The sequence below is a fragment of the Streptomyces sp. NPDC059003 genome, assembly GCF_042740445.1.
Lineage (GTDB): Bacteria > Actinomycetota > Actinomycetes > Streptomycetales > Streptomycetaceae > Streptomyces.
The window spans coordinates 1-24,107 of the sequence record NZ_JBHYJH010000122.1 but is presented as its reverse complement, the minus strand read 5'-3'; the positions used below and the strand labels follow the sequence as shown (position 1 = coordinate 24,107).

The following is a 24,107-nucleotide window of genomic DNA, read 5'->3' as shown; positions in this document are numbered from 1 at the left end:
CCATGACGCACCCCGACACCAGCTGGACACCACTGGACCTCAAGGCCGAGGGCGCCGGGGACGAGGACGAACTCGTCGCCCGCCTCAAAGAGATGGGCGGCGACGAGCTGACCCGGCTGCTCACCCAGGAGAAGGGCCTGGTCTTCCGCGGCTTCGGCGTCACCCCCGAGCGCCTGGACGAGATCCTCGACCTGCTGCTGCCCAACCGCCTCGCCTACGTGCACGGCAACTCCCCCCGCACCAAGGTCGGCAGCAACGTCTACACCTCCACGGAGTACCCGCAGGAGTTCACCATCTCGATGCACAACGAGATGAGCTACGCCCACGCCTGGCCGGCCCGCCTCGCCTTCTACTGCCAGATCCAGCCCGGCAGCGGCGGCGCCACCCCCGTCGTCGACGCCGCGCTGTGGCTGGACTCCCTGGACGACGAGGTCCGCGAGGCCTTCGCGGGCGGTGTGCGCTACCTGCAGAACCTGCACGACGGCTACGGCCTCGGCAAGAGCTGGCAGGACACCTTCGAGACCACCGACCGCGAGGACGTCGAGGCCTTCCTCGAACCGACCGGCGCGCAGTGGGAGTGGAAGGCCGACGGCGGCATCCGCATCACCTCGCTCCGCCCCGCCACCACCCGGCACCCGGTCACCGGCACGGAGGTCTGGTTCAACCAGGCCGACCAGTGGCACCCGGCCGGCCTCGGCGATGACGCCGCCGCCGCCCTCGCCCAGCTCCTGCCCGAGAACGAACTGCCGCAGAACGTGACCCTCGCCGACGGCAGCCCCATACCCGCCGCGTACGTCACGCAGATCCGCGACCGCGGCCTGGAGCACGCCGTCAATGTCGACTGGCGCGCCGGCGACCTCCTGCTGATCGACAACGTGCTGCTCGCACACGGCCGCCGCCCCTTCACCGGCGACCGCCGTGTCCTCGTCGCGATGTCGGACTGACCCGTCCGGCGCCCCTGGGCGCACCCGCCTACTCCCGGTGGAGTAGGCGGCATGCCCGCGGCCGTACGACGCGGGGGCGGCCCGGTGGCGCAAGGGTGGTGGTGATCGCAACCGCACGCACCCTGCCACCGGAGCGCACCGTGACCGTAACGACCTTGTTCAGGAAGACCGTTCGCTTCGCGGAGCAGGGCGGGCTCGCGCGCGGGGCCGGGCACCCCATGGAGCGGGTGTGCTACGCGGTGGGTGCCGCGCTGATCGTCTCCGGGGTCTTCCACGCCGGGGTGTTCCTGGTGGACGGCGGGCCGTGGCAGGGGCCCGTGTCCTGGCGCAAGCCGGTCACCTTCGGCCTGTCCTTCGGGCTGACGCTGATCTCGGTGGTGTGGGTGGCGTCGTATCTGCGCATGGGGGCGCGACTGCGGGGCCGGCTCCTGGGGGTCCTCGCCGTGGACAGCGTGGTGGAGGTCGCCGGGATCACGCTGCAGGCCTGGCGGGGCGTGCCCTCGCACTTCAACCGGGAGTCGGGCTTCAACTCGGCGGTGACCACGGTGCTCGCGGTGGGCGGGGTGGTGCTGGTCGCGGTCCTTGGCGTGTTCGTGGCGCAGGCGCTGCGCGGCAATCCGCAGTCGGCGCCGAGCATGCGGCTGGCGCAGCGGGCGGGCTGGACGACGATGCTCGTGGCGCTGGTGACGGGCGCGGCGATGATCGCCCGGGGTGTCGCCGCGGCCAATACGGGGGGACAGCAGGAGGCGTACGCGGTCGGCGGCTTCCTGAAGCTCGTGCACGGGGTGAGCATGCACGGCGTGCTGGTGCTGCCGGCGCTGGCCTGGCTGTTGGGGCGCACACGGCTGGCCGAGGAGCGGCGCGTGCGGTGGGTCGCTGCCGCCGCGGGGGTGTACGCGGCGGCCATCGCTGCCGCTGTGGCCGTCTCGCTGCGGTGAGGTGAGGGGGCGTACGGCTTCTTCGGTCTGTCACATTCTTCGGCGCCGGCGCGTCAGACCGGTGACGGCGACGCCAGCGAGGCCGGCAGGCCGCCGCCGCACGTACCCGATCCGCTCTCCTGTCCCCGAGGAGTCCTCATGTCCACCACCGCCGTCGTCGTCACCGTGCTCACCGCCGCCTGGGTCGGCTTCTCCGGCTTCTCCCTGCTGCGCAAGGCCGCGTTCGTCACCGAGCCGCTGACCCAGTACGGCGTCCCGCAGTCGTGGTGGACCCTGCTCGGCCTGGCCAAGGCCGCCGGCGCGGCCGGCCTGCTCGTCGGCCTCGCGGTGCCCGCGATCGGCGTGGCCGCCGGGATCGGCCTGATCCTGTACTTCGGCGGCGCGGTCATCACGGTGCTGCGGGCCCGCTCGTACCAGACCGTCGCCTTCCCCGTGCTGTACCTGGCGCCGGTCATCGCCGCCCTCGCGCTCGGCCAGGCCGCCTGACAGCCGGCGCCCCTCCCCCGCGGCCGGCAGGGCCGCCGCACCCCCGTGGCGGCGGCCCGCTTCCGGCTCAGCGCAGCCGGGTTGCGGCGTACTCCTCGATGGCGGCCCGCTGGTAGGCGGCCAGGCCCGGCGCGATCGCCTCGTACACCGCGCGCCAGTCCTCGTTGTCCACGCAGCAGTGCCCGATCGCGCGGTACTCCTCGGCGGTGGCCGCCCGGCTCCGGGCCAGTGTCCGGTACTGGGCGTCGATCTCCGCCTGCACCGCGTCGGCGTCCACGGGCAGGCCGGCGGCCATCAGCTCCGCGAGGCGGATCATCTGCGCCGTGCGCTCGCGCCCGTCGGCCTCGCTCTCGGCCCTGCTCAATGCCAAGGCGCGCCGCTCGACGGCCCCGACCAGCTCCGGGAAACCGTGCAGGGCCTTCATGCACTGGGCGGACCGGATGCCCTCGAACAGGTTCTCCGGCCGGCTGATGCTGATCATGTCTGTACCGTCCTTCCTGGACTGTTCCAGTTCGGCGATCGTGCGGGTGACGGTGGCGGCCAGGGCATCGAGCCGGTCGCGTTCGGCCAGCAGCCGGCGGCAGTGGCCCCGCAGGGCCTCGACCTCGTCGACCTGCGCGGCCAGGATCCGGCTGATCTCAGGCAGTCCCAGGCCCAGCGCCCGCAGTACGAGAACCTGCTGCAGCCGCAGCAGTTGGCGCTCCTCGTAGTAGCGGTGGCCGTTGGCCCCGATCCAGGCCGGCGCCAGCAGGCCGACCTCGTCGTAGTGCCGCAGCGTCCGGGCCGTCACCCCCGACATCCGGGCGACCTCCGCGATCGGCCAGGCCATCGCCGCCTCCCCCGCATGCACTCCACCGGGCCGGAACCTCCGGCCCTGCCCAGGGACGGTAGAGGCTTCCGCTGCGGCAGCTTCAAGCCCGGCTCTCCACTCGGCGCCCGCCGACCGGCGCCAGCCCGTACGGCCATAGGCTCGGCCCATGACGGAAACCCGCCTGGAGGCCCGATGAGCGGGTGGTGGACCCAGCTGGAGGAACAGACGCGCCGGGAGACCGACGCGAACGTGCTGCGTGATCGCCGGATGGCGGCAGTCAAGGCCGTGTGGGAGGCCCTGCGCCCGAGGGGGCTGGGCCTGCGCGAGGCGGAGCAGGTGGTCCACGCGCGCTACGAGGCGCTCGGTGACCGCGTGCAGTACAGGCCGCCCGATCCTCTCGACGTCCCCGCACTGGCATCCCGCGCCGCCGCGCTCCCGGGCCGGGTGGTGGCGGTGGAGGCGCTGTGGGACGGCGACACCGTCCATGACTGGTTCGTGGAGCTGGTCGCGGTCCTGGACGGCCCGGCCGGGGAAGGCCACCTGGCGACCGTCCACCACCGCCCGGGCGGGCCCGGGCCGGGCACCGCCGCCGCGGAGGCCGGCCGGGCCTTGGCCGACTCCCTCGGGGTGCCGTTCCACTTCGCCTCCCCGGACGTCCCCGACGATCAGGCCCCGCGCCGGCGAGTGCGCTGATGCCCGCCCGGTGCCCGGCATTGCCTGCACCGGTCACCGCCCCCGGACACCGGCAGCCGGCTTGGTTGTTACGTTGGCACGTCACGTTTCTTGATCCAGGGGGATGCTGTGCGCAAGGTCCGTCCACTGGCTGCTGTGGTCCTGGCCGGGCTGGTGCTCACGGCCTGCGGGTCCGGTGATGACAAGCCGGACAAGACCCAGGGCAGCCCGGCGGGCCAGGCGGATGCCAAGGAGGCCCCGAAGGGCGGCGCCCAGGGCACGATGATCGACCGGGCGGCCGGTTCGTGGAAGACCATCCTGAAGAAGAGCGATATCGAGACCGTGACGATCAGGGACGGCCATGTCGCCGCCAAGGGCAGCCGGCTCGACTGCTCGGGCACCTTGAAGCCGGGCATGAAGAAGGGCAAGGAGGCGCCCACCCTCACCCTGTCCTGCAAGAACGGCGGTGACGGCGGACGAGGCACCGGCACCGTCCACCTGATGACGAAGAACACCAAGGACGACGCGCTCGCCTTCGACTGGCAGGGCCCTGAAGGCGGTTGGGGCGGCCCCGTCGACTCCTTCCGCCGCGTCAGCTGACCCCGCCTTGACGGCGCCAGCGGGGAACGCTGGTGCGCCGTGGACGAGTTCTGCACGGGGCCGGGTTCGGACAAGCCGCACTTCGCCTTTCACCCGCCATGCGGCCGGCCGGTCCAACTGGATGGCAGCCTTCGACGACTTCGCTTCACCGCTGCGTGACCGGGGCGCGGCCCGCCTCGGCCAGCGGGCGTGGCGGGCGTGCGGGCGAGGGGGATCAGGGGCCGGGTTGAGGCCACAGCAACCGGTCGACCAGCCCGTCGACGTAGTCCGGGGTGAGCGGGCCCATGCCGAACAGGACGCGGATGTACATCGGGGCCAGGATGTGGTCCAGCACGCCGAGCGCGTCGGGGGCGTCCTCGCCGCGTTCGCGGGCGCGGTCGAGCATGGACTGCAGTTGCCGGGTGCGTTCGGCGCGCAGGTCGTCACGCGCCCGCAGGCCCTGCTGGCCGTTGTTCGACAGGGCGACGGCCAGGCGCACCAGCGCCAGGCCGTCGGGTCCGGTGATCTCTCGGGCCACTTGGGCCGCGTACGTGCGCAGGTCACCGGCCAGGCTCCCGGTGTCGGGCATCGGTGACTGCGCGTTGAGGCGGGTGAGCACCACGTCGGTGAGCAGGGATTCCAGGCCGCCCCACCGGCGGTAGATGCTGCTGTCGGCCACGCCCGCGCGGGCTGCGATCTCGCCGACGGTGAAGTTGCCGTAGCCGCGCTCGCTGATCAGGTCGGTGACGGCCTGGTGCACGTCCGCGCCGATGCGGGCGCTGCGCCCGCCCGGCCGCCGGGCCGGCTGTCGCTCGTTCATACCCCCACCTTAACGCAGGAGAGACTTGCGTTTGCGAGGCGGCCCTCTCTACAGTCCCCTAACGCAGCCGCTGGCTGCTTTAGGGCGCCCGGGGCCGACCGCGTCGGCCGGGGAGAGGCGCAATCAACGGTGGAGAGGAATCCTCATGGCCGCATCGCCTGCGGCCGTGGGCAGTGGCCCGAACCGGGCCGTACTGCTCGCGGTGACCTGCCTGGGCCAGTTCATGGTCCTGCTCGACAACACGATCGTGGGAGCGGCGCTGCCCGATATGCAGCACCGGCTGCACACCGAGCTGACCGGTCTGCAGTGGATCGTCGACGCGTACGTCCTGCTGGTCGCCATGCTGCTGCTGTCCGGCGGTGTCTTCGCCGACCGCTTCGGCCGCAAGCGGGTGTACCTGACCGGCGTGGCGGTGTTCACCGCCGCGTCGGTGCTGTGCAGCCTCGCGCCCTCGGTCGGCTGGCTGGTCGCCGGCCGGGTGCTGCAGGGCATCGGGGCCGCGGCGCTGAGCCCCGCCTCGCTGGCCCTGCTCGTCGCCGCGTATCCCGTGCCGCAGGAACGGGTCAAGGCGATCGGGCTGTGGGCCGGATTCAGCGGAATCGGCCTGGCCGCGGGCCCCGTGGCCGGCGGCGTGCTGACGGACGCCTTCGGCTGGCCCGCCATCTTCCTGGTCAACCTGCCCGTCGGCGTGGCCCTGGTGCTGGTCGGTCTGCGCAGCCTCGAAGAGACCCGCAACCCGAGCGCCCCCGCGATCGACGTCCCGGGGACGGTGCTGTCCGTGCTGGGGGTGGGGGTGCTGACCTACGGGCTGATCGAGGGCGGTGCCCGCGGCTGGACGTCGCCGGTGATCCTGGGCAGCTTCACCGCCGCGGTGGTCCTCCTGGCCGCCTTTGTCGCCGTCGAAGCGCGTCGCCCCGCCCCGATGCTGCCGCTGCGGCTGTTCCGGCAGCGGCTGCTCACCGTGTCCAACACCGCCATGGTCGTGGTGGGGTTCGCGCTCATGGGTTCGTCGTTCTTCTTCTCCCAGTTCTTCGTGTACGTCCAGGGCAGCTCGATCCTGCGCGCCGGGTTGCAGACCCTGCCCACCTCCCTGGCCATGGTGTTCGTCAGCCCGTACGCGGGCCGGCTCGCCGCCCGGTACGGCTTCCGCGTCGTGGTGACCACCGGCCTGGCCCTGGCCGGCCTGGGCCTGCTTGCGCTCGGCACGGTGCACGCCGACACCGGCTACGGGAACGTGTGGTGGCGCCTGGCAGTCGTCGGCACCGGCTTCGCGCTGACCATGTCCCCGCTGACGGGAGCCGCCATCCAAGCCGTCAGCCCGCAGGAAGGCGGCCTCGCGTCCGGCATCAGCAGCACCACCCGGCAGATCGGCGCGGTGCTCGGCGTGGCGGTGCTCGGGGCCGTCGTCCGCGCCCGGCAATCCGGCGGCGCCTCCTTCGGGACCGGCCTCAACAGCGCCTTCCTCACCGCCGGAGCCGTCACGTTGGCCACCGCCGTGTGCACCGGCCTGTGGCTGACGCGGTCCACGCCGGCGGAAGACTCCGCGGCGCCGCGGCGTGCCACCGGCCCAGGTGCGGTCACCACCGCGGACGAGCCGTCCGCGAACAGCCGTTGACGCGACACCGGCCTGCACCGGCCCCGGCCGGGAGACGTCCCGCCGGAGGCCGCCGCGGGCCTGCGGGCCGGAATCAGAAGGCGGGCGCCCTCGGTACGCAGGGAGCCGCCGGGGCCAAGGGGTCCAGGGCCCGTTTGACCAGTCCGATCGCGCGCGGGCTGTACGACAGGCTCAGATGGGCGGAGAGGTCGACGGGGCAGCCCTGCTGCAAGGTGATGTTCTGCACCGTGGCGCCGGGGCCCGCCGTCATGAACGTGTTCTGCCAGGGGGTGCTGATCTCGTCGTACTTCGTGCCGATCACGGTGTACTCGACCCCGGGAACGGTGTCGCCGTCGGCGTTGAGCTCCTTGATGAAGGCGGACTTCTCGTACTGCTGGACGCTCGCCTTCCCGAAGGACTTCTCCCCCAGTCCCAGGATGTGGAGCTTGTCGGCGAGGGTCTCGATGCCGCTGAGGGTGGTGCCGTGGTTGGTCGCGGCGAGCTGGACGACCTTCTTGACCTTGTTCTTGGCGGGGTCGGCCGGGTTCGCGCCGCCGTCGGCCTTGAGATACCAGCGGGCCAGGATCCCGCCCTGGGAGTGGCCGACCAGGTCCACCTGGCCGGAGCCGCTGGCCGCGCGCACCTTGTCCACGAAGGCGGCCAGCTCCTTGGAGGACTCCTTGATGTCTCCGTACCCCTTGACGGCGGGGGCGAGACCCGCTGCGGCGTCGTCGGTGTCGCCGTAGTCGAGGGCGTAGACGCAGTAGCCCTGGGCCTTCAACTGGGGGGAGATCCGGGCCCAGTTGTTGTAGCGGTTCTCGAAGGTGCCGTGCACCAGGACGACCGGACGCGGGTGGGCGGCGCCGGGGCGGCAGTTCCAGTCGTTGGCGCCCGGCGGATCGACGTCGGGGTGGAGGATGGAATGGCCGAGGGCGGGAAGGAAGTTGTCCCGCTCGGGGCCGGTCTCCGCCGCCGCGGACGGGGAGGTGGCCAGGACCGTCGCCGCGGCGGCACAGACGGCGGTGACGTACTTGAGTATGGGCAAGACGGCTCCTGAGAAGTGCGGACCTCGGGCAACGCGCGCTGTTTCCCCTGAGTGCCGGCCGAGGAGAACCTCGGGTGTCCTCCTCCGGCACTCCCCCACCGAATGACGCACCGTCAGGCCGCGGCCCTGGTACGGCCCGAGGAGGATCCCGGACCGTCGGCCCCGTGTCCCCCGGTGACCTTCCGGGCCTCAGTATGCACGCGGGGCGGGAGGTTCTGAAGGGAGGCAAACGCAAACCTCGAAGGGGCGGGTGGGGCCGCCCGCACAGCACCCTGACCGTGCGACGGATCTGTCAGCGTGTGCTCCTCGGGCCCCGGTTACTCTTCCCGCGTGAACGACAGAGATCAGGTGCGGGGCGTTCCCGAGTGGCGGGTGCTCGTCGTCGGGGGTGCCTCGGGGATGGGGAAAACCGGTGTCAGCCGGGCGTTGGCGCGACGGTACGGCGTCCCGGTCGTGGAGGTCGACGACATCGTGGAGGCCCTGCTCGCGGTGACGCTGCCCGAGCACCTGCCGGAGGTGCACTTCTGGCGCACCCATCCGGAGGCGGCCCGTCAGGCGCCCGAGTCGGTGGCACAGCGGCAGATCGCGATCGCCCAGGCGCTGGCACCGGCCATCGAGGCGGTGGTGGCCAACCATGTGGGCACCGACACCCCGGTGATCCTGGAGGGGGACTACGTGCTGCCCGCGGCGGCGACGCCCGCAGGCCCGGTCCGCGCCGTCTTCCTCCACGAGGACGACGAGGCCCAGGTGACGGCCAACTACCTGCGCCGGGAGCCGGAGGCCGGACCGCAGCGCCACCGTGCCCGCGCCAGCGTGCTGTACGGGCGGCGGCTCGCCGCGCGGGCGCGGGCAGTTGGCGTGCCGGTCATCGCGCCGCGTCCGTGGGGCGATCTGGCCGGCCGGGTCGCCGAGGCGGTGGCGGGTACGGGGCGCCGCGGGCTCCCCCTGCGCGGCTGAGGCGGGGGGACGGGCCGTCCGTAGAGGCGGCGGCCGCGGCGGGGCCACGGAGACATATGCGGTTAGTTGTCCGTACAACCATTCCCCTGTCCCGCAGGTCGAACGCGCGACACAACGGCACCACCCGATGGGGGAGCTTTGAAGAAGTTGACGGCAGTGCTGGCCACGAGCCTCGTGGCCTCCTCTGCCACGCTGATCGCCGTGCCCGCGGCGCACGCGGGTGACGGTGACGCCCGCGGCCGCACGGAGACGGTGCAGGAGGGCGGCAAGATCTACGCCTCCTACGAGCACATGTCCTCCCGTTTCCGCCCGGAGGACGTCACGCTCAAGATCCACGAGAAGAACAGGTCCGAGGTCCTCGCCAGCGTCCGCCTCGAAGGCACCGACACGTGCCCCGCCACGAGCGACTGCTACGAGGACACCTTCCGGTCCGAGCCGGTCACCCTGCCCGCCATGGGCGCCTATGTGATCGACGTCGTGGCCAGGGAAGGGCAGCCGAACGAGGTCGTCCAGCGCTCGACCGGCTTCCTCAACTACGGCCTCAACCCCAAGCTGACCCTCAGCAGCAAGCACCCGTGGGTCTCCTACGACAACCCCACCGCCAAGGTGTCCGGATCCCTGGTGGCCGAGGACCCCAAGACCCACGAGGTCAAGCCGTTCGCCGGGGTGGGCATCTACTACCGCGCCCGCGAGGTCCACGGCGAGGGGTGGGTGTGGACGAACGACGCGGGGCGTTTCACCACCACCAGGTACTACGACGAGTACAGTTCCGCCGCCACCACCAAGTTCGAGTACATGTTTGACCAGCAGTACGAGTCGCTGGACCTGCCCTTCCGCAAGCAGGAACTGAAGCTCACGGTGGACACCCCCACGGGCACGGTCACCGCCCCCTACGGCAGTGAGATCCCCGTCCGGGGCAAGCTCACCCGTATCGCGGACGACGGCACCGAGAAGCCCGTCGCCAAGGAGGTGCGGATCGGCGCCGGCTCCAGCACCGACACCACCGCCGCGAGCGGCCAGGACGGCGTCCTGTCCACCGGGTACATCGTCAAGCAGAGCGGGCAGGTGCGGGTCCGCCCGACCGAGTCGAACTGGTTCACCGCGCCGGCCCCGCACTCCTTCACGGTGGCCAGGCCCTCCCGGACGAGCACGCTGTCGGACGTCAAGGGCACGGTGGACAAGTACCGCAAGGTCACCTTCACCGGCAAGCTCGGCGTCACGGAGGGCACGTACCCGGCGGGCACCAAGGCGACGATCTCCATCGACCACCGCCCCACGGGCGGGTCCTGGACGAGCACCGGCACCTTCGACGCCGCCTACGGCACCTCCTTCACCGCGTCCTCGCCGAAGAAGGCGGACTCGGGCTCCCAGTGGCGCCTGCGCATCGTCAACGCGGGCGTGGACAGTGACGGCGTCAAGCTGGGGCGCAAGTACACGAAGATCTGGAACGACGGCGTCTCGCCCGAGGGCGTGCGCAAGGGCTCGACGCTCACCGCCAAGGGCGGCCTGATGCAGAAGTCGGGCGCCACCTGGCGGCCGTACGCCGGGCAGAAGATCCGCGTCTGGTTCAAGGCCAGGACGGCCGGTTCCGCGTGGAAGGAGCTGGGCAGCACCAAGACGCTCAGCGACGGCACGTTCAGCAGGAAGTTCACCGCGAAGCAGGACGGCACCTGGCAGATGCGGTACACGGACACGGCCCCGACCCACTACGCGGACCACGGCACCGAGGACTACGTCGACGTCCGCTAGCGGCGGCCACCGCGGACGAGGCGGCCCCGCCGGAATCCATCCGGCGGGGCCGCCGGGCTCGCGCCGTGCCGGGCCACGTGGCCGGGGCCGCAGCGACCGCCGCGGGGACGGGGCTGTCAGTGGCGGCGGCGACAATCCCCGCATGACCTCACCCCGGCAACTTGACGAGTTCCTCACCGACTTAGGGCGGCGACCCCGACCGGTCCGGTCTCATCCTCTGCTGCAGGGTGTGAGCCTGAACGACGATGCCTGCTTGTGGGGCGCGGGGGTGGCGGCTGTCGAGCGCGCGAGTGGTGTCCGGTTCGGCGAGGCCCGGGTCCGCGGCCCGCACCGCGCCGTGGCGATCACGCCGGTGCCGGAGTACCTGCTGGGGCAGGGGCTCGTCAACTCGCCGCTGCTCGAGCGGAAGCCCTTCATCAGCTACCTGGCGGGCCTGGGGCCCGCCCTGGTGGGGCGGATGCGCCGCCGCGCGCGAGCGGCTGCGAGAGGAGCTCTGTGCCGCGCACGACCGGGGGCTCTCCCGGTCCCGCGCCCTGCGGGCCGCGGAGGCCGAGGACTTTGAACCCGAGTGGGAGCGCCCCTCCCACCTCGCCTTCCGCCAGGCCCTCGTCTTCGACGTCCTCTCGTGGTGCGTCGCCGCCCACCTGCCCACCCCGGCAGAGCGCCTCCCGGACATCATCAACTTCCTGACCACGGCCATGACCGGCGAGGGCGAAAGGGTCGCGGAGTTCTGGATGGTCAAGCATCTGCACCGCGCGGCGCAGCAGGCGACCTGACCAGCCGTGGCTCTCCGAGGTGGTGGGCGGGCTAAGGCACCTCCTCACACCTAAGGCCCCCACCCTGCTGGAAGATGCGGAACCTTCCCGATGCACGGCACCCCCCTGGGCAACGAAAGTGGAGTCATCGCACAGAGCCAGACACCAACACCCCAGGGGGACACGAAAATGTTCGACTACGAACTCCACCAGCTCCGCACCGCCGAACTCGCCCAGCAGGCCGCCCACCACCGCCTCGTCCGAGAAGCACTCAAGGCCGCCACCCCGCGCCGCCGGACACTCGGCCCGGCGCTCACCCGGGCGCTCGGCCGCGAAGCAGCCCAGGCCCGCCCGACCGCCCAGCGCACCACAACCGCCGCCCGCCACACCGACCACTACACCCGCGCCGCCTGACGTCACCGAGCAGGGCCTCGCGTGCCGGCCGCTTCGCGCGGGCCGGAGGGGTGCTTGCGCTCCTGGCGTTGTCGCCGGGCAGGGTGAGGGACTCATAGTTGAGGGTGAGCGGGCCGGCGACGGGGTGGTGGAAGTGTTTGCTGCCGTGTGTGTGCCGGTACACGTTCTGGCCGACCCACCAGCGGCGGAAGTCCTCATCGGTGGGGGAGAGTTCGCCGACGAGTTCGGCAAGGAGCGGGTCGTGGGGGTGGCGGCCGGCGTCGCGCCGCAGCGAGGCGACGATGTCCCGGGCGTGGGTGTCCCCGTGGGTGTACAGCGAGCGGGCGGTCTCGTCGCAGAACATGAACCGCACCAGGTTCCGCTCGCGGTGCGGCAGCGACCTGCGGGCGTGGGCGGAGGTGTCGGCCTCCACCGACTTCGACGACGTCGGCCGGTCCGCCTGACGTCACGCGCTGTCGGGGCCCCACCGGCGCTCACGAACGGCTGCTGAGGGACGGCGTGCTGACGGACAATGCCGGGATGACCCGCCCCGGAATCCGTGTCGCTGCCTACGTGATCCGGCAGCACGACGTGGCCGAGCTGCTGGTGTTCGACCACGTCGGCATGCCGGGGGCCGGTACTCAGATCCCGGCAGGAGGAGTCGCATCGAGCGAAGGACTGAGGGAAGGACTGAGGGAAGCGGTTCTTCGGGAGGTCGCCGAGGAAACCGGTCTGCTGACCGCCGCGGTGGTCCGGCAGATCGCCGTGGAGGACAAGCCCCACCCCGAAAGCGGACAGCCACGACGGACGGCCTTCTTCCACCTCCAGGCGCCCGCAGGCACCCCCGATGCGTGGACGCACCACGTCCGCGGCGACGGCGAGGACGCCGGCCTCACCTTCGCCTGCCGGTTCCTGCCGCTTCCCCTGACGCGAGCGCTGGCCGACGACCAGGACACATGGCTGGGCCGCATCGACCCGCGCTGGACCACCGGCACGGGCGGCAGCCGGTGATCAAGCCGCCGGCGGAAACCGCCCGGCACGACCTCAAGCAGGCGGCGTGGGCGGGGGCCGCCGGCCGAGCCACTGCTCGGCGTCCCAGGCCTGGAACCGCTCCACCTCGGCGAACCCCAGCTTGGCCGCGAGGCGCAGCGAGGCGACGTTGGCGGTCTGGGTGGCGAGCACCACCGGCTCACCGGGAAGGACGGCGTCGAACCAGTCGAGTGCCGCCGCGCACGCCTCGGCGGCGTACCCCGCCCCCCAGGCTCGCGGCAGGAACAGGTAGCCGAGGTCGGCCTTGCCCGCGGCGGCCGGACGATGGTGCCCTGGTGCTCTCCTGAGCAGGATCTGGCCGATCATCGCCCCGTCGAGGTCGACGACGAAACTCCCGGGCCACCGCTCGGGCACCTCGGGCAGCGCGCGCTCGAGCTCGGCACGCGGCCGGGGACCGCCGAGATAGGTGTGCACCTCGGGCGAGGCCAGCAGTTCGACGAACGCCGCACGGTCCCGGGCCTCGGGCTCACGGAGCACAAGCCTCTCGGTCCTGATCGGGGCAGGCGGCCAGGCGACGGGTCCCAGGTCAGTCATACCGGCCAGCCAATCAACAGAGCCGGTGCCGATCAAGACGCGCGGAGATCAGCCCATCCGCCCTGAACCTACGAGGCACAGCGGCCGTCCCCGACGGAGGCGACCGCGCCCGAGCGCAGTCCTCAGTGAGTGGCTGTGAACGCCGTCCGGGCGCGGTCCAGCATGCCCAGTGCGTCCCCGGCCGGTGGCGACAGTGCTGTTTCGTCCCGCACGTCGGCCAGCGGGATCCAGGCGGCTGCCTCGGTGGAGCCGCCGGCCTCGGTCACCGCCGGCGCCCCTTCTCCGAGGGCCACGGCGTAGAACAGGGCCGTCAGGCTCCAGCTCACGCCGTTTCTGCGGGCCGAGTACGTCCTGGCGTCGAGCAGGTGCGCCTGGGTCAGTTCAAGGCCCGTTTCCTCCAGGAGTTCGCGGGCCAGCGCCTCGACGGGCTGTTCGCCCGGATCGATGCCCCCGCCGGGCAGATGCCACAGCCCCGGCAGGAAGACGGGCGAAGCGTCCGACAGCCGGGCCAGCAGCAGCCGGTCGTCCTGCACGGCGATCGCGTACGCCGAAATGCGGGTTCCCACCTGAGGGTTCACCGGTCCCCCCCTTGCACCGGACCTTGTCAGGCGGAACCCTAACGCCCTCAAGATCGGGCCTCCGCAGCAGGTCCTAGGCTCGGGCCATGACACCCATGGACGCAGAGCTCGCGCACGACCTGGCCCCGACCGGAGTGCTGCGTGCCTCCATCAACCTCGGCAATCCCGTTCTCGCCCAGGGCACCCCCGAGGAGCCCTCCGGGGTCACGGTCGCGCTCGCCCGCGAAGTCGGTGCGCGTCTGGCCCTGCCGGTGCGGTTCCTCTGCTTCGACGCGGCCCGCAAGTCGTATGCCGCGATGGCCGAGGGCCGCGCCGACCTGTGTTTCCTGGCCGTGGATCCGGACCGCGAGAAGGACGTCGCCTTCAGTGCGCCGTACGTGCACATCGAGGGCGTGTACGCGGCACCGGTGGACTCGGCGTTCGCCGCGGCCGGCGATGTGGACCGCGAAGGGGTGCGCGTCGGCGTCAAGAAGGGGTCCGCGTACGACCTCTACCTGAGCCGCACCCTGCGGCACGCCACCGTGGTGCGCGGCGAGGAGGGCGTCGGCGTCTTCCACGCCGAGGGCCTGGACGTGGCGGCCGGCATCCGCCAGCCGCTGACCGCGCACGTGGCCCAGCGGGCCGGACTGCGCCTGCTGGAGCCCGCGTTCATGACGATCCGGCAGGCCATGGGCACCACGAAGGAACGGGGCCCGAAGGCCGCGCGGTTCCTCAGTGACCTTGTGAGCGAGCTGGTGGCGTCCGGGTTCGTCGCCGGGGCGCTGCGCGACTCCGGGCAGGACCCGGCGCTGGCCGCCCCTAGCGCGGTGTGACGCCGGCCCGGAGGCCGACCGGGCCCGCGTGACCATAGGGTGCGGGTTGCCGGGTGAGGTGGTGTTGCAGGTCGAGGTGGCGGAACTGGTAGACCGCGCCTGCCTGGCGCAGCACGCCGCGCCGGTGCGCGTCCTGGAGGAAGGCCATCAGGTTCCACGGGGTCTTGCCGCGCATCGCCAGGCAGGCCCTGGCCGCCGCGTAGTCGGGCCACGCGGCGGCGCCCGGCCCGGGCATGAGCCCGACCGCGAGCCCGACCAGGAGGCCGAAGGTGAGCGCGGCCGCCAGCTCGACGAGCGGGAGCCCGCCCGTGGGCTCGCCCGTGAGGCCGAACACGAACCCGAGCGTGAGCGCGGACGCGAGTGCGGACACCAGGAAGATCCGCCGGTCCAGGGCGAAGAGCGTGACGGGGCCGATCGTGACGGCCAGGTCGGGCTTGTGCGACGAGAGCCCGAAGAGCGCGGCCGCGAGCCCGAAGGCGAGCCCCTGCACGGGCTTGAAGGCGAGTCCGACCGCGAGTCCGACGGTGAGCGCGTAGGCGAGTGCGGCCGCGAGCCGGCCGGGGTGCCAGCGCAGCTGCGTACGCGGCCACGGCCGTGGCCCAGTGGTGGCGCCCGGCCAGCAGCACCGTTGCCGCAAGCCCGGCCACCGTCAGCAGGAGGTACACGACACCGATGAGCCCCGCCCTGCGCCTGCCGAGCCTCATCCGCACCCTCCGCTGCCGCTTCAAGTGGCCATCAATGTAGGGACACTTGACGGGGGGAGCCTGAGTCTCGACGTGGTGCTCACCTGGTACGCCGGATGTGCACACCTGGGTTCCGCGGGCGGGGCCCCTCGGCCGTCACCGCGCCGGGCACCGGCCGGGCGACGGGTCCGCGGCCGGCGGTCCTGCGGCGATGGTGACGCCGGTGCGGGCTAGCGGATGTCGAGGACGGCCTTGCCCGGCACCCGGCGGCCCGCCAGTTCGGCGGCCGCCTGCGCCGCCTGCGTCCAGTCGGTGCGCAGGGCGACTTGCGGGTCCAGCTCGCCGCGGGCGGTGAGTGCGGCGAGCCAGGTGAGGTCGGCGGCCAGGCCTGCGGCATCGTCCAGCAGGTAGAAGGTGGCGATCTGGCGGTTGTGGCGACGGTCGTTGCCGAAGAGGGCTCCGAAGGGGAACTGCTCGCCGTCGCCGGAGATGTGCCCCGCGGCGACCAGGACGCCGTTCTCGGCCAGGGCGCCGTGTGCGGCGACCAGGTGGGCGCCGCCGACCAGTTCGACCACGCCGTGGACCGGTTCCAGGTGTTCGAGCGCGGCCAGGTCGGCGACGATCTCGTCGGCGCCGAGGGCGCGCAGTGCGTCCGCCTTCGCCGGATCGCTGGTCACTGCGGTGACATGGGCGCCGCCCCGGGCCGCGAGCTGCAGGGCGAAGCGGCCCACGCCGCCGCCCGCGCCGGTCACCAGGACGCGCCGCCCCAGGATCGGGCCGACGCGGTGCAGGGCGCGCAGGGCCGTGCCCGCCGCCACCGGCAGGGCGCTGATCGGGCCGAGGTCGGCCCCCTGGGGCACGGTGCCGATGAACTCGGTGTCCACGGCGCGCAGTTCGGCCCAGGCGCCCTCGGTCCCCAGGGTGACGACGGGGGTGCCGGCCGCGGGACCGGAGCCGTCCGCGGCCGCCCTGACCACCACGCCCGCGGCGTCCCAGCCGGGCACCGTGCCGGCTTCGCCCTCGGGGAGCACATGGTGGACCTCGCCGGAGTTGAGGGAGAACGAGTGGACCTGGATCAGGGCCTGGTGGGAGGCGGGTTCGGGATCGGCGACCTCGGCGAGCGCAAGGTGTCCCAGGGCTGAGTGATCAATTGTCAGTGCTTTCACGACGAGAGATAGTGCCACTGAGTGGCATAAGCTCACAAGAGGCAAACGCGGCTGGTAGGCTTCGGTCTGTGCAGAAGGACCCCAAGGAACTGCCGCTGCGTGAGCGCAAGAAGCTGCGGACCCGTCAAGCCCTGGTCGACACGGCCCTGGAGCTGTTCACCGCGCGGGACTTCACCGCGGTCACGCTGGACGAGATCGTCGATGCGGTGGAGGTCTCCAAGCGCACCTTCTTCCGCACGTTCACCTCGAAGGAAGACGTGGCCCTGGCCCCGGAGAAGGAACTGTGGGCCGCCTACCTCGCGGACATCCAGACCCGGCCCCTGTCCGGCGAGCGCCTGCTCGGCGCGTACACGGACGCGCTGTTCGCGGCGGTGGAGCAGATGACGGACGGTTGGGAGCAGCGCTTCCTGGCCAGCCGCAGCCTGGCCGACCGCACCCCCGCGCTGACCGCCCACAGCCTGCGCCACTGCTCGGAGGTCTCCGCGAACGCCCTACGGACCATCGCGGACCGGCTGGCCGACCGCTCCCCCGGCCCCACCGAACTGCGCCTGCTGCTCGGCCTCATGCTCGCCGCCTGGCAGTGCGCGCTGGAGGCGTGGACCTCGTCGGAGGCCGCACGGCAGGACCGCCCGGCCCTCGTCGGGCACATGCGCCAAGCCTTCGCGGCGATCCCCGCGGTCGCGGCGCTGGCAGCCCAGGACGGCTGAGCGGACCGGACGGCTGAGCGGCCGCGTACGGCAGCGCCGGACCGTACACGGCTGCTCCGGCCCGCGTTCCGCCGTCCGCCCGCCGCGGCGCGAGGGCCGGTGCCGCCCCCGATGGGCGGGCCGTCGCACCCTGCGCCGAACGCGGGACAGGACCAGGTCACCCGGGGTCCGCCCGCCTGCGCCCGGGGCGGCGGCCCTGTCGCACACGCCCGTGAGCACGCGGCCGCGGGCGCCCGGTCCGCGGCCGTGCACCCTCCGAGTACAGCGACGCATCCTCCGAGTACCGCGGCGCACCGCCCGGACGCCACGGCCGGCGGTCCCGGTCACCGAGGCCGGCGCCCGCCCGCCCCATGGCCGAAATCCGCAGCCGAGTGATCGGACAATTTTGGGGATTCTCTGGTCATGCGCCTCTCCAGGCACTTAAGTACCTGTCAGGCATGCGCTACCGGCCAAGAGCGACAGCCGTCGGCCGGGGGTTGCGCCGGCGGCCGGTTCCGGCCTGCCCGCCAGCCCACGCCGCCGCCCCGTGCACCACCGTGCCGCCCCGTCCCGACTGCCCGAGGGGTCCTTCGCCTATGGCCGCCAGCGCACACCGTGCGGTGTCGTGCTCACATCACCCGGCGGGCCGCGGCGGTGACGGCAGCGGCCCCTGGGCGGCCCCGACCGCTCCGCCGGCTCCGGCAGTTCCGGCGCCCGCCGTCCCGGCCCGGTGCCGGGACGGCCGGAAGGGGCGCTGATGGCGAGTTCGAACCCGGCCGGCCGTGACACCGACCTCGATGCGGCGGTCCACGACATCCAGGCGGGCTACTGGATGCAGATGCGACAGGTGCTGGCCCGCACGGGCAACTGGCCGCAGTGGACGTCCCGTACGCAGGTGCTGGGGGTCGTCGCCGCGCAGACCAACGTGGTGGAGCTGTGGCTGGAGGAGGAACCCGAAAGCCTCGCGGCCCGGGTGATGTACGCCAGAGTCGCCACCGAACGGGTCCTGCAGGCCCACCGCAGGCACTGGGCGCACGACTCCCCGCAGGCCCGGGACGTGGAGAAGCTGGCGGACCGGGCCCGGCAGGCCTGCCACCGGGCGAGCGAGGGCAATCCCCACGACGCGGTGCCCTGGATCTGCCGTCTGGCCCTGGCCGAAACGGACACCACCGCACACCACCCGGAGCATCACACGGCCCCTCCGCCCCATGAGTATCTGCTGCCGCCCGGGCCGTGGGGCCTGCTCGGCGAAGTGCACCGGCGCGATCCGTTCAACCGCGAGGCCTGGCACCGCATGTCCCAGGCGCTCCAGGCCCGCCCGGGCCCGGCGGGCCGCCAGGCGGTCGCGACGGACTTCGCCCGCTGGGCGGTCTCCTTCGCGCCGCCCGACTCGCCGCTGCTCCTGCTGCCCCTGTACGCCCGGGTGCACGAGCACCGGGAGCGGCGCGACAGCGGCGCCGAGGTCACGCTGAACCTGCTGTGGACCAGGGAGGACACCACCCGGGCCGTCACGAAGGCGTTCGAGGGCTGGTTCCGCAAGTGCGATCCGGCCACCAGTTCCCAGCTGGACCTCAACTACCTCGCCTACGCCCTGGCCCGGGGCGGCTTCGCCCAGTGGGCCACGGAGGTGTTCGACGCCATCGGGGACTTCGCCACGCCCGCCCCGTGGCAGTACGACGCCCGGCACCCAACAGGCCAGTGGCGCAGGGCATTCGAGGAGGACCGCGACGCCTGCCGCAGATCCCGCCCGCGGCGCACCGGAGAACACCCGTGAGCGCCCGCCTGGCCCCGCGGCGGGCGCCGCCCCCTCCCCCGCCGGCGGCCCGGCAGTCCCCGCCTGCACGCCCCTCTGTCCGCTCCTTCAGCTCCTTCAGCTTTCCTGTGCGGAGAAATCCATGACTTCGACAAGAGCACGGCGCCAGCGGCCGCATGCGGTCCACGACGACGGGGAGGACGCGCGCATCCTCCAATCGCTGGGCTACACCCAGCAACTGCACCGCCGGATGGGGGCGTTCGGCAATTTCTCCGCCTCCCTGTCGGTCATCTCGATCATGTCGGGGACCCTGCTGCTCTTCGGCTACGGCCTGAACTCGGGAGGCCCCGCGGTCATCATGTGGGGGTGGCTCGCCGTGGGGCCGCTGGTGCTGTGCCTGGCCGCGGCCCTGGCCGAGATCACCTCCCGCTACCCCACCAGCGGTGGCCTGTACTACATGGCCCGCCAGCTCGGGGGCGAGCGGTGGAGCTGGTACACCGGCTGGCTCAACCTCCTGGGCCTGCTGGGCGGGATCGCCGCCCAGGACTACGGCATCGCGACGTTCACCGCCGCGTGGATGAACCTGCAGTTCGACTACACGCCGACCCCGGGCTCCCTGCTCGCCCTGTACGCGGTCATCCTCGCGCTGCACGCGGTGCTGAACCTCTTCGGCACCCGGCTGATGAACATCCTCACCTCCCTGAGCGCCTGGTGGCACCTGGCCGGGGCCGTCGTCATCATCGGCGCCCTGGCGCTCGTGCCCTCCCACCACCAGTCGGCCGGCTTCGTCTTCTCGGAGTTCACCAACAACACCGGCTGGAGCGCCCCGGTGTACGTGGTCCTGCTCGGCATGCTGCTGCCGGTCTTCGCGCTGGCCGGCTACGACACCTCGGCCCACCTGAGCGAGGAGACCAACCACGCCTCCGTCGCCGCGGCCCGCGGCATCTTCCGCTCGGTGACGGTGTCCTGGATCGCCGGCGGCATCCTGCTGGCCACGCTGCTGTTCGCCATCCAGGACTACGCCGCGACGCTGGCCGGCCCGACCGGTGTCCCCGTGGCGCAGATCCTGCTGGACGCGCTGGGCCAGGCGGCGGCCAAGGCCCTGCTCCTGGTGATCATCGTGGCCCAGTTCCTGTGCGGCTACACCGTGACCGCCAGCGCCAGCCGGATGATCTACGCCTTCGCCCGGGACGGCGCCCTGCCCGGATCGGCGCACTGGAAGAAGGTCAGCCGCCGCACCGCGATTCCCGCCAACGCGGTCTGGCTCGCGGTCGCCGTGGCCTTCCTGCTCGCGCTGCCGTCGCTGTCCTCCACCGCGGCGTTCACGGCGGTGACCGCCATCTCGGTGGTGGGATTCACCTCGGCCTACGCCATCCCGGTGCTGCTGCGCCTGCTGCACGGCGACCGGTTCACCCCCGGGCCCTGGAACCTGGGCCGCTGGAGCCGGCCCATCGGCTGGGTGGCGGTGCTGTGGGCGGGTGCGGTCACGGTGCTGTTCCTGCTGCCGCAGACCAGGCCGGTCACCGCCACCACCTTCAACTACACCCCCGTCGCCGTCGTGGTGGCCTTCCTCATCGCCGCCCTGTGGCGGCGCTTCGGACGCAGCGCCTACCACGTGCCCCGCTCGAACTCCCCCGCCGAGGACAAGCAGTTCGAAGGCATCATCTGATGACGGCAACACCCTCAACACCCCCAACACCCTCAACACCCTCAACACCCTCAACGATCCCCGGGAGTACGGTGACCGGCCTCACGCAGTCCCTCGAATCCGCACAGCAGCTCACCGTGGCCTGGCGTGCCCTGGTGCTCGACCGCGACCCGGACGCGGATGTGCGCGACCTGCCCGGCATCGCCGTGCGCTGGGCCGACTGCCGATTCACGTTCTACAACTGCCTCACCCTGACCGAACAGGGAACAGACCCCGCTCTGCTCGCCCGGCGCCTGGGCCAGGCGGCCGACATCATGCGGGCCAAGCAGCACCCGGGCCTGTTGTGGCTCTTCGAGGACCTCCTCGACGACGAGGCCCGCACCACGCTGGAGGCAGCGGCCGAGCAGGCCGGCCTGCAGTACGCCTTCCCCGGCCGGGGCATGGCCGCGGACCTGCCGCCCCTGCCCGACCCGGTCCACCCCGACCTAACCTTCGTACGGGTACGCACCGACGAGCAGCTGCGCGCCTACGCGGACCTCCAGTCCCGCGCCTACGACCTCCCCCTGGAGGAGGGCCGCGACGGCCTGGCCGGATCCGCGTACTGGAAGAGCGAGATGCACGCCTACCTGGGCCTGCGCGGCGACGTCGCGGTGGCGTGCGCCGCCACGGTCGCAGCGCAGGGGCGCCTGTTCGTCGCCTTCGTCGCCACCGACCCGCAGTGGCAGCGCAGGGGCTACGGCGAGGCGGTCACGCGCAAAGCGCTGTACGAGGGCGCGCGGGCCACCGGGCTGACCCGCGCCACGCTGCACGCGACCGCCGCCGGGGCCCCCGTGTACCCGCGCATCGGTTTCACCCCGAACTCCCCCATCCACTTCTACCGCCTGAAGGAGTGAGCCGACGGGGCGGGCCCGCGTCTGCGGGGCGCAGCGACGGCCCCGCTGGCACGCGCAACTCTTTCTGCCTGCCTCTCTGTCCGCCTCTCAGCCCTTCTCGTCCTGTTCGGTGAGGGCGCGGGCGGCGTGCAGCAGGCGGTGGCCCAACTGCTCCAGGTGCGGGGCGAGTTCGCGGGTGCCGCGGATGGTGCTGTGGGGGCCGAGGTCGATGCCGAGGAGCTGTTCGGCGATGCGGTGGGGGTTGTCGGCGGCCAGGTCGAGGGTGCTGGTGGCCTCGTCGACCGCCTGGACGCGGCCGGGCAGGGACCAGGTGCGGGCCCGCACCGTTTCGGCGTCGGCGGGGACGGTGGCGCGGAAGGTGTAGCGGGCGGGGGCGGCGGCCAGACGCTTGGCGACGTAGGCGGCCGCGTCGGGGGCAGGCAGCGCGCGGGGCGTGCCGCGGTGGCCGGTGGGGGCGGGGTCGGTGAGCCGGTCCACGCGGAACAGGCGCCACTCGTCGTGGCCGGTGTCGTAGGCGACGAGGTACCAGACCGGGTCGGCCGCGACCAGGGCGTGCGGCTCCACGCGGCGCGGGCCGCTCTCGCCGCCGCTGGTGCGGTAGGTGAAGGTGGTGATCTCGTGGTCGCGGCAGGCGGCGGCCAGGGTGGCCAGGACGGTGGGATCGGCCCGGGGGCCGGTGCTCCAGGGCAGCGGGAGCGGAGCGGTGGCGGCCTGGATGGTGGCGACCTGGTGGCGCAGCCGGGCGGGCAGTACCTGTTCCAGCTCGGCCACAGCCGCCCCCCCTCCGGGCGGCCCGAGACCAGGCCCTGGCCCGCCCCGGCACCGCGCCCCTGGTGATCCGCGGCAAGGAACAGCGAGGCTGGGTCCTGCTGGCGGAGGAGACCCTGGACGACGACGTCCTGGACGGCTGGCTGGCGTGGGCGATGGACGTCACCGCCGAGCTCCCGCCCAAGTGACCCCGGCCGCGGTCGAGTCCGGATTCACCGGATCCTTTGATCCCGGGGACAAGATTGTTTACTGGTGGGCAGTCACCGTCCGGGAACCCGAGGAGTGCGATGAATTCGTGGCAGGCCACGCTGAGCGCGGCGGGCATCGACAGTCCCCGGCTGCGCGCGGACTTCACCCGCCTGCGCCGTGTGGTCTCGCGCTACCGGCGCCACCAGTATCTGGCCGTCCGGCTGCTGCTGCCCCGGGCCGTGGTCCCGCATGTGATCGCCGCGACCGTCTTCATGCACCACACCGACACCGTCCTCGACCGGCAAGGGCCGCTGAAGGAGCGGGCCGCCGCCTATGACCGGTGGGAGAAGTCGGTGCGCGAGGCGCTGGCCGCCCGGCACAGCGAGCACCCCGTGCTGCGCCCGCTGCTGCACACGTGTGCGGCGTTTCCCCGCCTGGAGCGTGACATCGACGCGTTCCTCGGCGCCGGGCGGGTGGACCTCGAGTTCTCCGGGTTCGACGGGGAGGAGGACTATCAGCGCTACATCGACGCCTACTCCCTGCCCGCGTTCATGGTCGTGGCCGGTCTGCTGGCGCCCGGCGCGGACGAGGCCGGCTACCGCGGCGCCTGCCGTCAGTTCATCGACGGCAGCCAGCGCCTGGACTTCGTCACCGACGTGGCCGAGGACCTGCGGGCAGGACGGCTGAACATCCCCGCGCAGACGCTGGCGCGGCACCGGGTGACCCGTGCCGACCTCGCCGCGCGCAAGGACTGCGAGCAAGTGCGCCTCCTGCTGGAGGAGTTGATCCGCACGGCACGGGCCACTCTCGCCCAGAGCTACGCGCTGGTCGCGCACCTGCCCCAGGCCCACCGCCCGATGGGAAGGGCGCTCATCGGGATGGAGGAACTGACGGCCGACGCCGCAACGCTCAAGGGCGCACAGCTCCTGCGCTCCCCGGCGCGCGCCTCCGTCCCGGCGGCCCTGCGTCTGCTGGCCCGCGAGTACTGGCGCCGGACCTGACCGCCACCGCGCAGGGCGGGCCGCCCCACAGAGCGCGCGGTCGCGGTCCCGGATCGCCGGGTTGGCGACCCGGGTGAGCCGCCCGTCCCGGGTGTCGCCGGACGGTGATGGTGGTGGGTCTAACCCGGGCAGGAAACGGGCTTTGCTGTGTGCCGGGCGGGCGGGGCGGGTTGTGCGGTGTCGTCCGGGCCTGTCGGCCCGCCCGGCGGTGCGCGCGAGAGCGGTCATGCTCGGTCAGTTTCCGCGTACTGACGGGCACGCCCGGCCAACATCGCCCGGTGCAGAAATGTCCGAGCAGCCCGAGTCGGCCCCTCCGTCGCGAGAAGGCCGCGAGGGAGCCGACGCCGGCTGCGGACGATCCGTGACATGCCTGCGGCCGTACGCGCCGCAGTGAGCGCGAGCACCGCACGCGTCCAGTGTCCTCTTCCTCGACCACGGTGTCGTGCTGGATGGAGCTGTGGGACTCCCCCGGCACGGGCGGGACCCGCCAGGAGTACCAGCAGTCGGCCTCCTACGTCGGGGACGCCATGAACGACCGGGCGTCCTCGATCGCCTTCCTGTAGGGCTTGCCCCTTCCGGCGCCTGCCCCGCCTGTGCGCGGGG

General features: G+C 72.6%; 28 protein-coding genes. 19 read left to right on the top strand and 9 right to left on the bottom strand.

What is annotated here, in order from left to right:
* Window positions 1-2 precede the first annotated feature (2 nt).
* The 3 genes from ACFWZ5_RS32475 (at window position 3) to ACFWZ5_RS32465 (ending at window position 2,368) form a co-directional block, all read left to right on the top strand.
* Window positions 3-944 carry a TauD/TfdA family dioxygenase gene (locus tag ACFWZ5_RS32475; RefSeq protein ID WP_384790721.1) on the top strand — a complete coding sequence of 314 codons (942 nt, stop codon included), beginning with the start codon at window positions 3-5 and terminating at the stop codon, window positions 942-944.
* Window positions 945-1,084: 140 nt separating this feature from the next.
* Window positions 1,085-1,882, top strand: a complete 798-nt coding sequence (locus ACFWZ5_RS32470; RefSeq protein ID WP_384790724.1) for a hypothetical protein — start codon at window positions 1,085-1,087, stop codon at window positions 1,880-1,882.
* A 138-nt stretch (window positions 1,883-2,020) separates the two neighbouring features.
* The gene (locus ACFWZ5_RS32465; RefSeq protein ID WP_384790727.1) at window positions 2,021-2,368 is read left to right on the top strand and encodes a DoxX family protein; all 348 of its coding nucleotides are present in this window, start codon (window positions 2,021-2,023) and stop codon (window positions 2,366-2,368) included.
* Window positions 2,369-2,435: 67 nt separating this feature from the next.
* Here the strand turns inward: ACFWZ5_RS32465 and ACFWZ5_RS32460 are convergent, their stop codons facing one another.
* Entirely contained in the window at window positions 2,436-3,197 is a 762-nt protein-coding gene (locus ACFWZ5_RS32460) for a MerR family transcriptional regulator (protein WP_384790730.1), read from the bottom strand.
* 174 nt (window positions 3,198-3,371) lie between these two features.
* Between ACFWZ5_RS32460 and ACFWZ5_RS32455 the strand changes: the two genes are divergently transcribed.
* Together ACFWZ5_RS32455 and ACFWZ5_RS32450 are read left to right on the top strand one after the other, a co-directional pair.
* Window positions 3,372-3,872, top strand: a complete 501-nt coding sequence (locus ACFWZ5_RS32455) for a hypothetical protein (RefSeq protein WP_384790732.1) — start codon at window positions 3,372-3,374, stop codon at window positions 3,870-3,872.
* Window positions 3,873-3,980: 108 nt separating this feature from the next.
* Window positions 3,981-4,451 carry a hypothetical protein gene (locus ACFWZ5_RS32450; protein ID WP_384790734.1) on the top strand — a complete coding sequence of 157 codons (471 nt, stop codon included), beginning with the start codon at window positions 3,981-3,983 and terminating at the stop codon, window positions 4,449-4,451.
* Between the two features lie 214 nt (window positions 4,452-4,665).
* On the opposite strand, the gene ACFWZ5_RS32445 is transcribed toward ACFWZ5_RS32450, so the two are convergent.
* Window positions 4,666-5,250 (bottom strand): TetR/AcrR family transcriptional regulator, encoded by a 585-nt coding sequence (locus tag ACFWZ5_RS32445; protein ID WP_384790737.1) that lies wholly within the window; start codon window positions 5,248-5,250, stop codon window positions 4,666-4,668.
* A 145-nt stretch (window positions 5,251-5,395) separates the two neighbouring features.
* Here ACFWZ5_RS32445 and ACFWZ5_RS32440 point away from each other — a divergent pair, with 145 nt between their 5' ends.
* Window positions 5,396-6,865, top strand: a complete 1,470-nt coding sequence (locus ACFWZ5_RS32440; protein WP_384790740.1) for an MFS transporter — start codon at window positions 5,396-5,398, stop codon at window positions 6,863-6,865.
* A gap of 73 nt (window positions 6,866-6,938) precedes the next feature.
* On the opposite strand, the gene ACFWZ5_RS32435 is transcribed toward ACFWZ5_RS32440, so the two are convergent.
* Window positions 6,939-7,889, bottom strand: a complete 951-nt coding sequence (locus ACFWZ5_RS32435; RefSeq protein WP_384790743.1) for an esterase/lipase family protein — start codon at window positions 7,887-7,889, stop codon at window positions 6,939-6,941.
* Between the two features lie 330 nt (window positions 7,890-8,219).
* On the opposite strand from ACFWZ5_RS32435, the gene ACFWZ5_RS32430 reads away from it, so the two are divergent.
* The 4 genes from ACFWZ5_RS32430 (at window position 8,220) to ACFWZ5_RS32415 (ending at window position 11,764) form a co-directional block, all read left to right on the top strand.
* On the top strand, window positions 8,220-8,846 hold the full coding sequence (locus ACFWZ5_RS32430) for a hypothetical protein (protein ID WP_384790746.1): 627 nt from the start codon (window positions 8,220-8,222) through the stop codon (window positions 8,844-8,846).
* A gap of 156 nt (window positions 8,847-9,002) precedes the next feature.
* A complete protein-coding gene (locus tag ACFWZ5_RS32425; RefSeq protein WP_384790749.1) occupies window positions 9,003-10,595 on the top strand; it encodes a hypothetical protein in 1,593 nt (530 codons plus the stop codon).
* Window positions 10,596-10,888: 293 nt separating this feature from the next.
* Window positions 10,889-11,371: a hypothetical protein gene (locus ACFWZ5_RS32420; RefSeq protein WP_384790752.1), complete on the top strand. Its 483-nt coding sequence runs from the start codon at window positions 10,889-10,891 to the stop codon at window positions 11,369-11,371.
* Window positions 11,372-11,539: 168 nt separating this feature from the next.
* The gene (locus ACFWZ5_RS32415; RefSeq protein ID WP_384790821.1) at window positions 11,540-11,764 is read left to right on the top strand and encodes a hypothetical protein; all 225 of its coding nucleotides are present in this window, start codon (window positions 11,540-11,542) and stop codon (window positions 11,762-11,764) included.
* Here the strand turns inward: ACFWZ5_RS32415 and ACFWZ5_RS32410 are convergent.
* A complete protein-coding gene (locus ACFWZ5_RS32410) occupies window positions 11,664-12,107 on the bottom strand; it encodes a hypothetical protein (RefSeq protein WP_384790755.1) in 444 nt (147 codons plus the stop codon). The two genes, ACFWZ5_RS32415 and ACFWZ5_RS32410, sit on opposite strands and share 101 nt — an antisense overlap.
* On the opposite strand from ACFWZ5_RS32410, the gene ACFWZ5_RS32405 reads away from it, so the two are divergent.
* Together ACFWZ5_RS32405 and ACFWZ5_RS32400 are read left to right on the top strand one after the other, a co-directional pair.
* The gene (locus ACFWZ5_RS32405) at window positions 12,046-12,207 is read left to right on the top strand and encodes a hypothetical protein (RefSeq protein ID WP_384891630.1); all 162 of its coding nucleotides are present in this window, start codon (window positions 12,046-12,048) and stop codon (window positions 12,205-12,207) included. The two genes, ACFWZ5_RS32410 and ACFWZ5_RS32405, sit on opposite strands and share 62 nt — an antisense overlap.
* A 76-nt stretch (window positions 12,208-12,283) precedes the next feature.
* Window positions 12,284-12,754 (top strand): NUDIX domain-containing protein, encoded by a 471-nt coding sequence (locus tag ACFWZ5_RS32400; RefSeq protein ID WP_384790757.1) that lies wholly within the window; start codon window positions 12,284-12,286, stop codon window positions 12,752-12,754.
* 33 nt (window positions 12,755-12,787) lie between these two features.
* Here ACFWZ5_RS32400 and ACFWZ5_RS32395 read toward each other — a convergent pair whose 3' ends face one another.
* Together ACFWZ5_RS32395 and ACFWZ5_RS32390 are read right to left on the bottom strand one after the other, a co-directional pair.
* On the bottom strand, window positions 12,788-13,327 hold the full coding sequence (locus ACFWZ5_RS32395; RefSeq protein WP_384790760.1) for a GNAT family N-acetyltransferase: 540 nt from the start codon (window positions 13,325-13,327) through the stop codon (window positions 12,788-12,790).
* 122 nt (window positions 13,328-13,449) lie between these two features.
* Entirely contained in the window at window positions 13,450-13,905 is a 456-nt protein-coding gene (locus ACFWZ5_RS32390) for an NUDIX domain-containing protein (protein WP_384790763.1), read from the bottom strand.
* An 86-nt stretch (window positions 13,906-13,991) separates the two neighbouring features.
* On the opposite strand from ACFWZ5_RS32390, the gene ACFWZ5_RS32385 reads away from it, so the two are divergent.
* Window positions 13,992-14,717, top strand: a complete 726-nt coding sequence (locus tag ACFWZ5_RS32385) for a transporter substrate-binding domain-containing protein (RefSeq protein WP_384790767.1) — start codon at window positions 13,992-13,994, stop codon at window positions 14,715-14,717.
* Here the strand turns inward: ACFWZ5_RS32385 and ACFWZ5_RS32380 are convergent.
* Together ACFWZ5_RS32380 and ACFWZ5_RS32375 are read right to left on the bottom strand one after the other, a co-directional pair.
* On the bottom strand, window positions 14,704-15,354 hold the full coding sequence (locus ACFWZ5_RS32380; protein WP_384790770.1) for a hypothetical protein: 651 nt from the start codon (window positions 15,352-15,354) through the stop codon (window positions 14,704-14,706). The two genes, ACFWZ5_RS32385 and ACFWZ5_RS32380, sit on opposite strands and share 14 nt — an antisense overlap.
* Window positions 15,355-15,630: 276 nt before the next feature.
* Window positions 15,631-16,566 (bottom strand): zinc-binding dehydrogenase, encoded by a 936-nt coding sequence (locus tag ACFWZ5_RS32375; RefSeq protein WP_384790772.1) that lies wholly within the window; start codon window positions 16,564-16,566, stop codon window positions 15,631-15,633.
* Window positions 16,567-16,634: 68 nt separating this feature from the next.
* Here ACFWZ5_RS32375 and ACFWZ5_RS32370 point away from each other — a divergent pair, with 68 nt between their 5' ends.
* The 4 genes from ACFWZ5_RS32370 to ACFWZ5_RS32355 all read left to right on the top strand — a co-directional run bounded on the left by ACFWZ5_RS32370 (window position 16,635) and on the right by ACFWZ5_RS32355 (window position 21,546).
* A complete protein-coding gene (locus ACFWZ5_RS32370) occupies window positions 16,635-17,273 on the top strand; it encodes a TetR/AcrR family transcriptional regulator (protein WP_384790775.1) in 639 nt (212 codons plus the stop codon).
* Window positions 17,274-18,009: 736 nt separating this feature from the next.
* Window positions 18,010-19,026: a hypothetical protein gene (locus ACFWZ5_RS32365; RefSeq protein WP_384790778.1), complete on the top strand. Its 1,017-nt coding sequence runs from the start codon at window positions 18,010-18,012 to the stop codon at window positions 19,024-19,026.
* 121 nt (window positions 19,027-19,147) lie between these two features.
* Window positions 19,148-20,674 (top strand): amino acid permease, encoded by a 1,527-nt coding sequence (locus ACFWZ5_RS32360; RefSeq protein ID WP_384790781.1) that lies wholly within the window; start codon window positions 19,148-19,150, stop codon window positions 20,672-20,674.
* A gap of 71 nt (window positions 20,675-20,745) precedes the next feature.
* Window positions 20,746-21,546 carry a GNAT family N-acetyltransferase gene (locus ACFWZ5_RS32355; protein ID WP_384790784.1) on the top strand — a complete coding sequence of 267 codons (801 nt, stop codon included), beginning with the start codon at window positions 20,746-20,748 and terminating at the stop codon, window positions 21,544-21,546.
* Between the two features lie 87 nt (window positions 21,547-21,633).
* Here the strand turns inward: ACFWZ5_RS32355 and ACFWZ5_RS32350 are convergent, their stop codons facing one another.
* Entirely contained in the window at window positions 21,634-22,317 is a 684-nt protein-coding gene (locus ACFWZ5_RS32350) for a helix-turn-helix transcriptional regulator (protein ID WP_384790787.1), read from the bottom strand.
* 62 nt (window positions 22,318-22,379) lie between these two features.
* On the opposite strand from ACFWZ5_RS32350, the gene ACFWZ5_RS32345 reads away from it, so the two are divergent.
* Together ACFWZ5_RS32345 and ACFWZ5_RS32340 are read left to right on the top strand one after the other, a co-directional pair.
* The gene (locus ACFWZ5_RS32345; protein WP_384790790.1) at window positions 22,380-22,502 is read left to right on the top strand and encodes a hypothetical protein; all 123 of its coding nucleotides are present in this window, start codon (window positions 22,380-22,382) and stop codon (window positions 22,500-22,502) included.
* A gap of 99 nt (window positions 22,503-22,601) precedes the next feature.
* Complete coding sequence (locus ACFWZ5_RS32340; RefSeq protein WP_384790793.1) at window positions 22,602-23,504, top strand: phytoene/squalene synthase family protein; 903 nt, start codon at window positions 22,602-22,604, stop codon at window positions 23,502-23,504.
* Window positions 23,505-24,107: the final 603 nt, after the last annotated feature.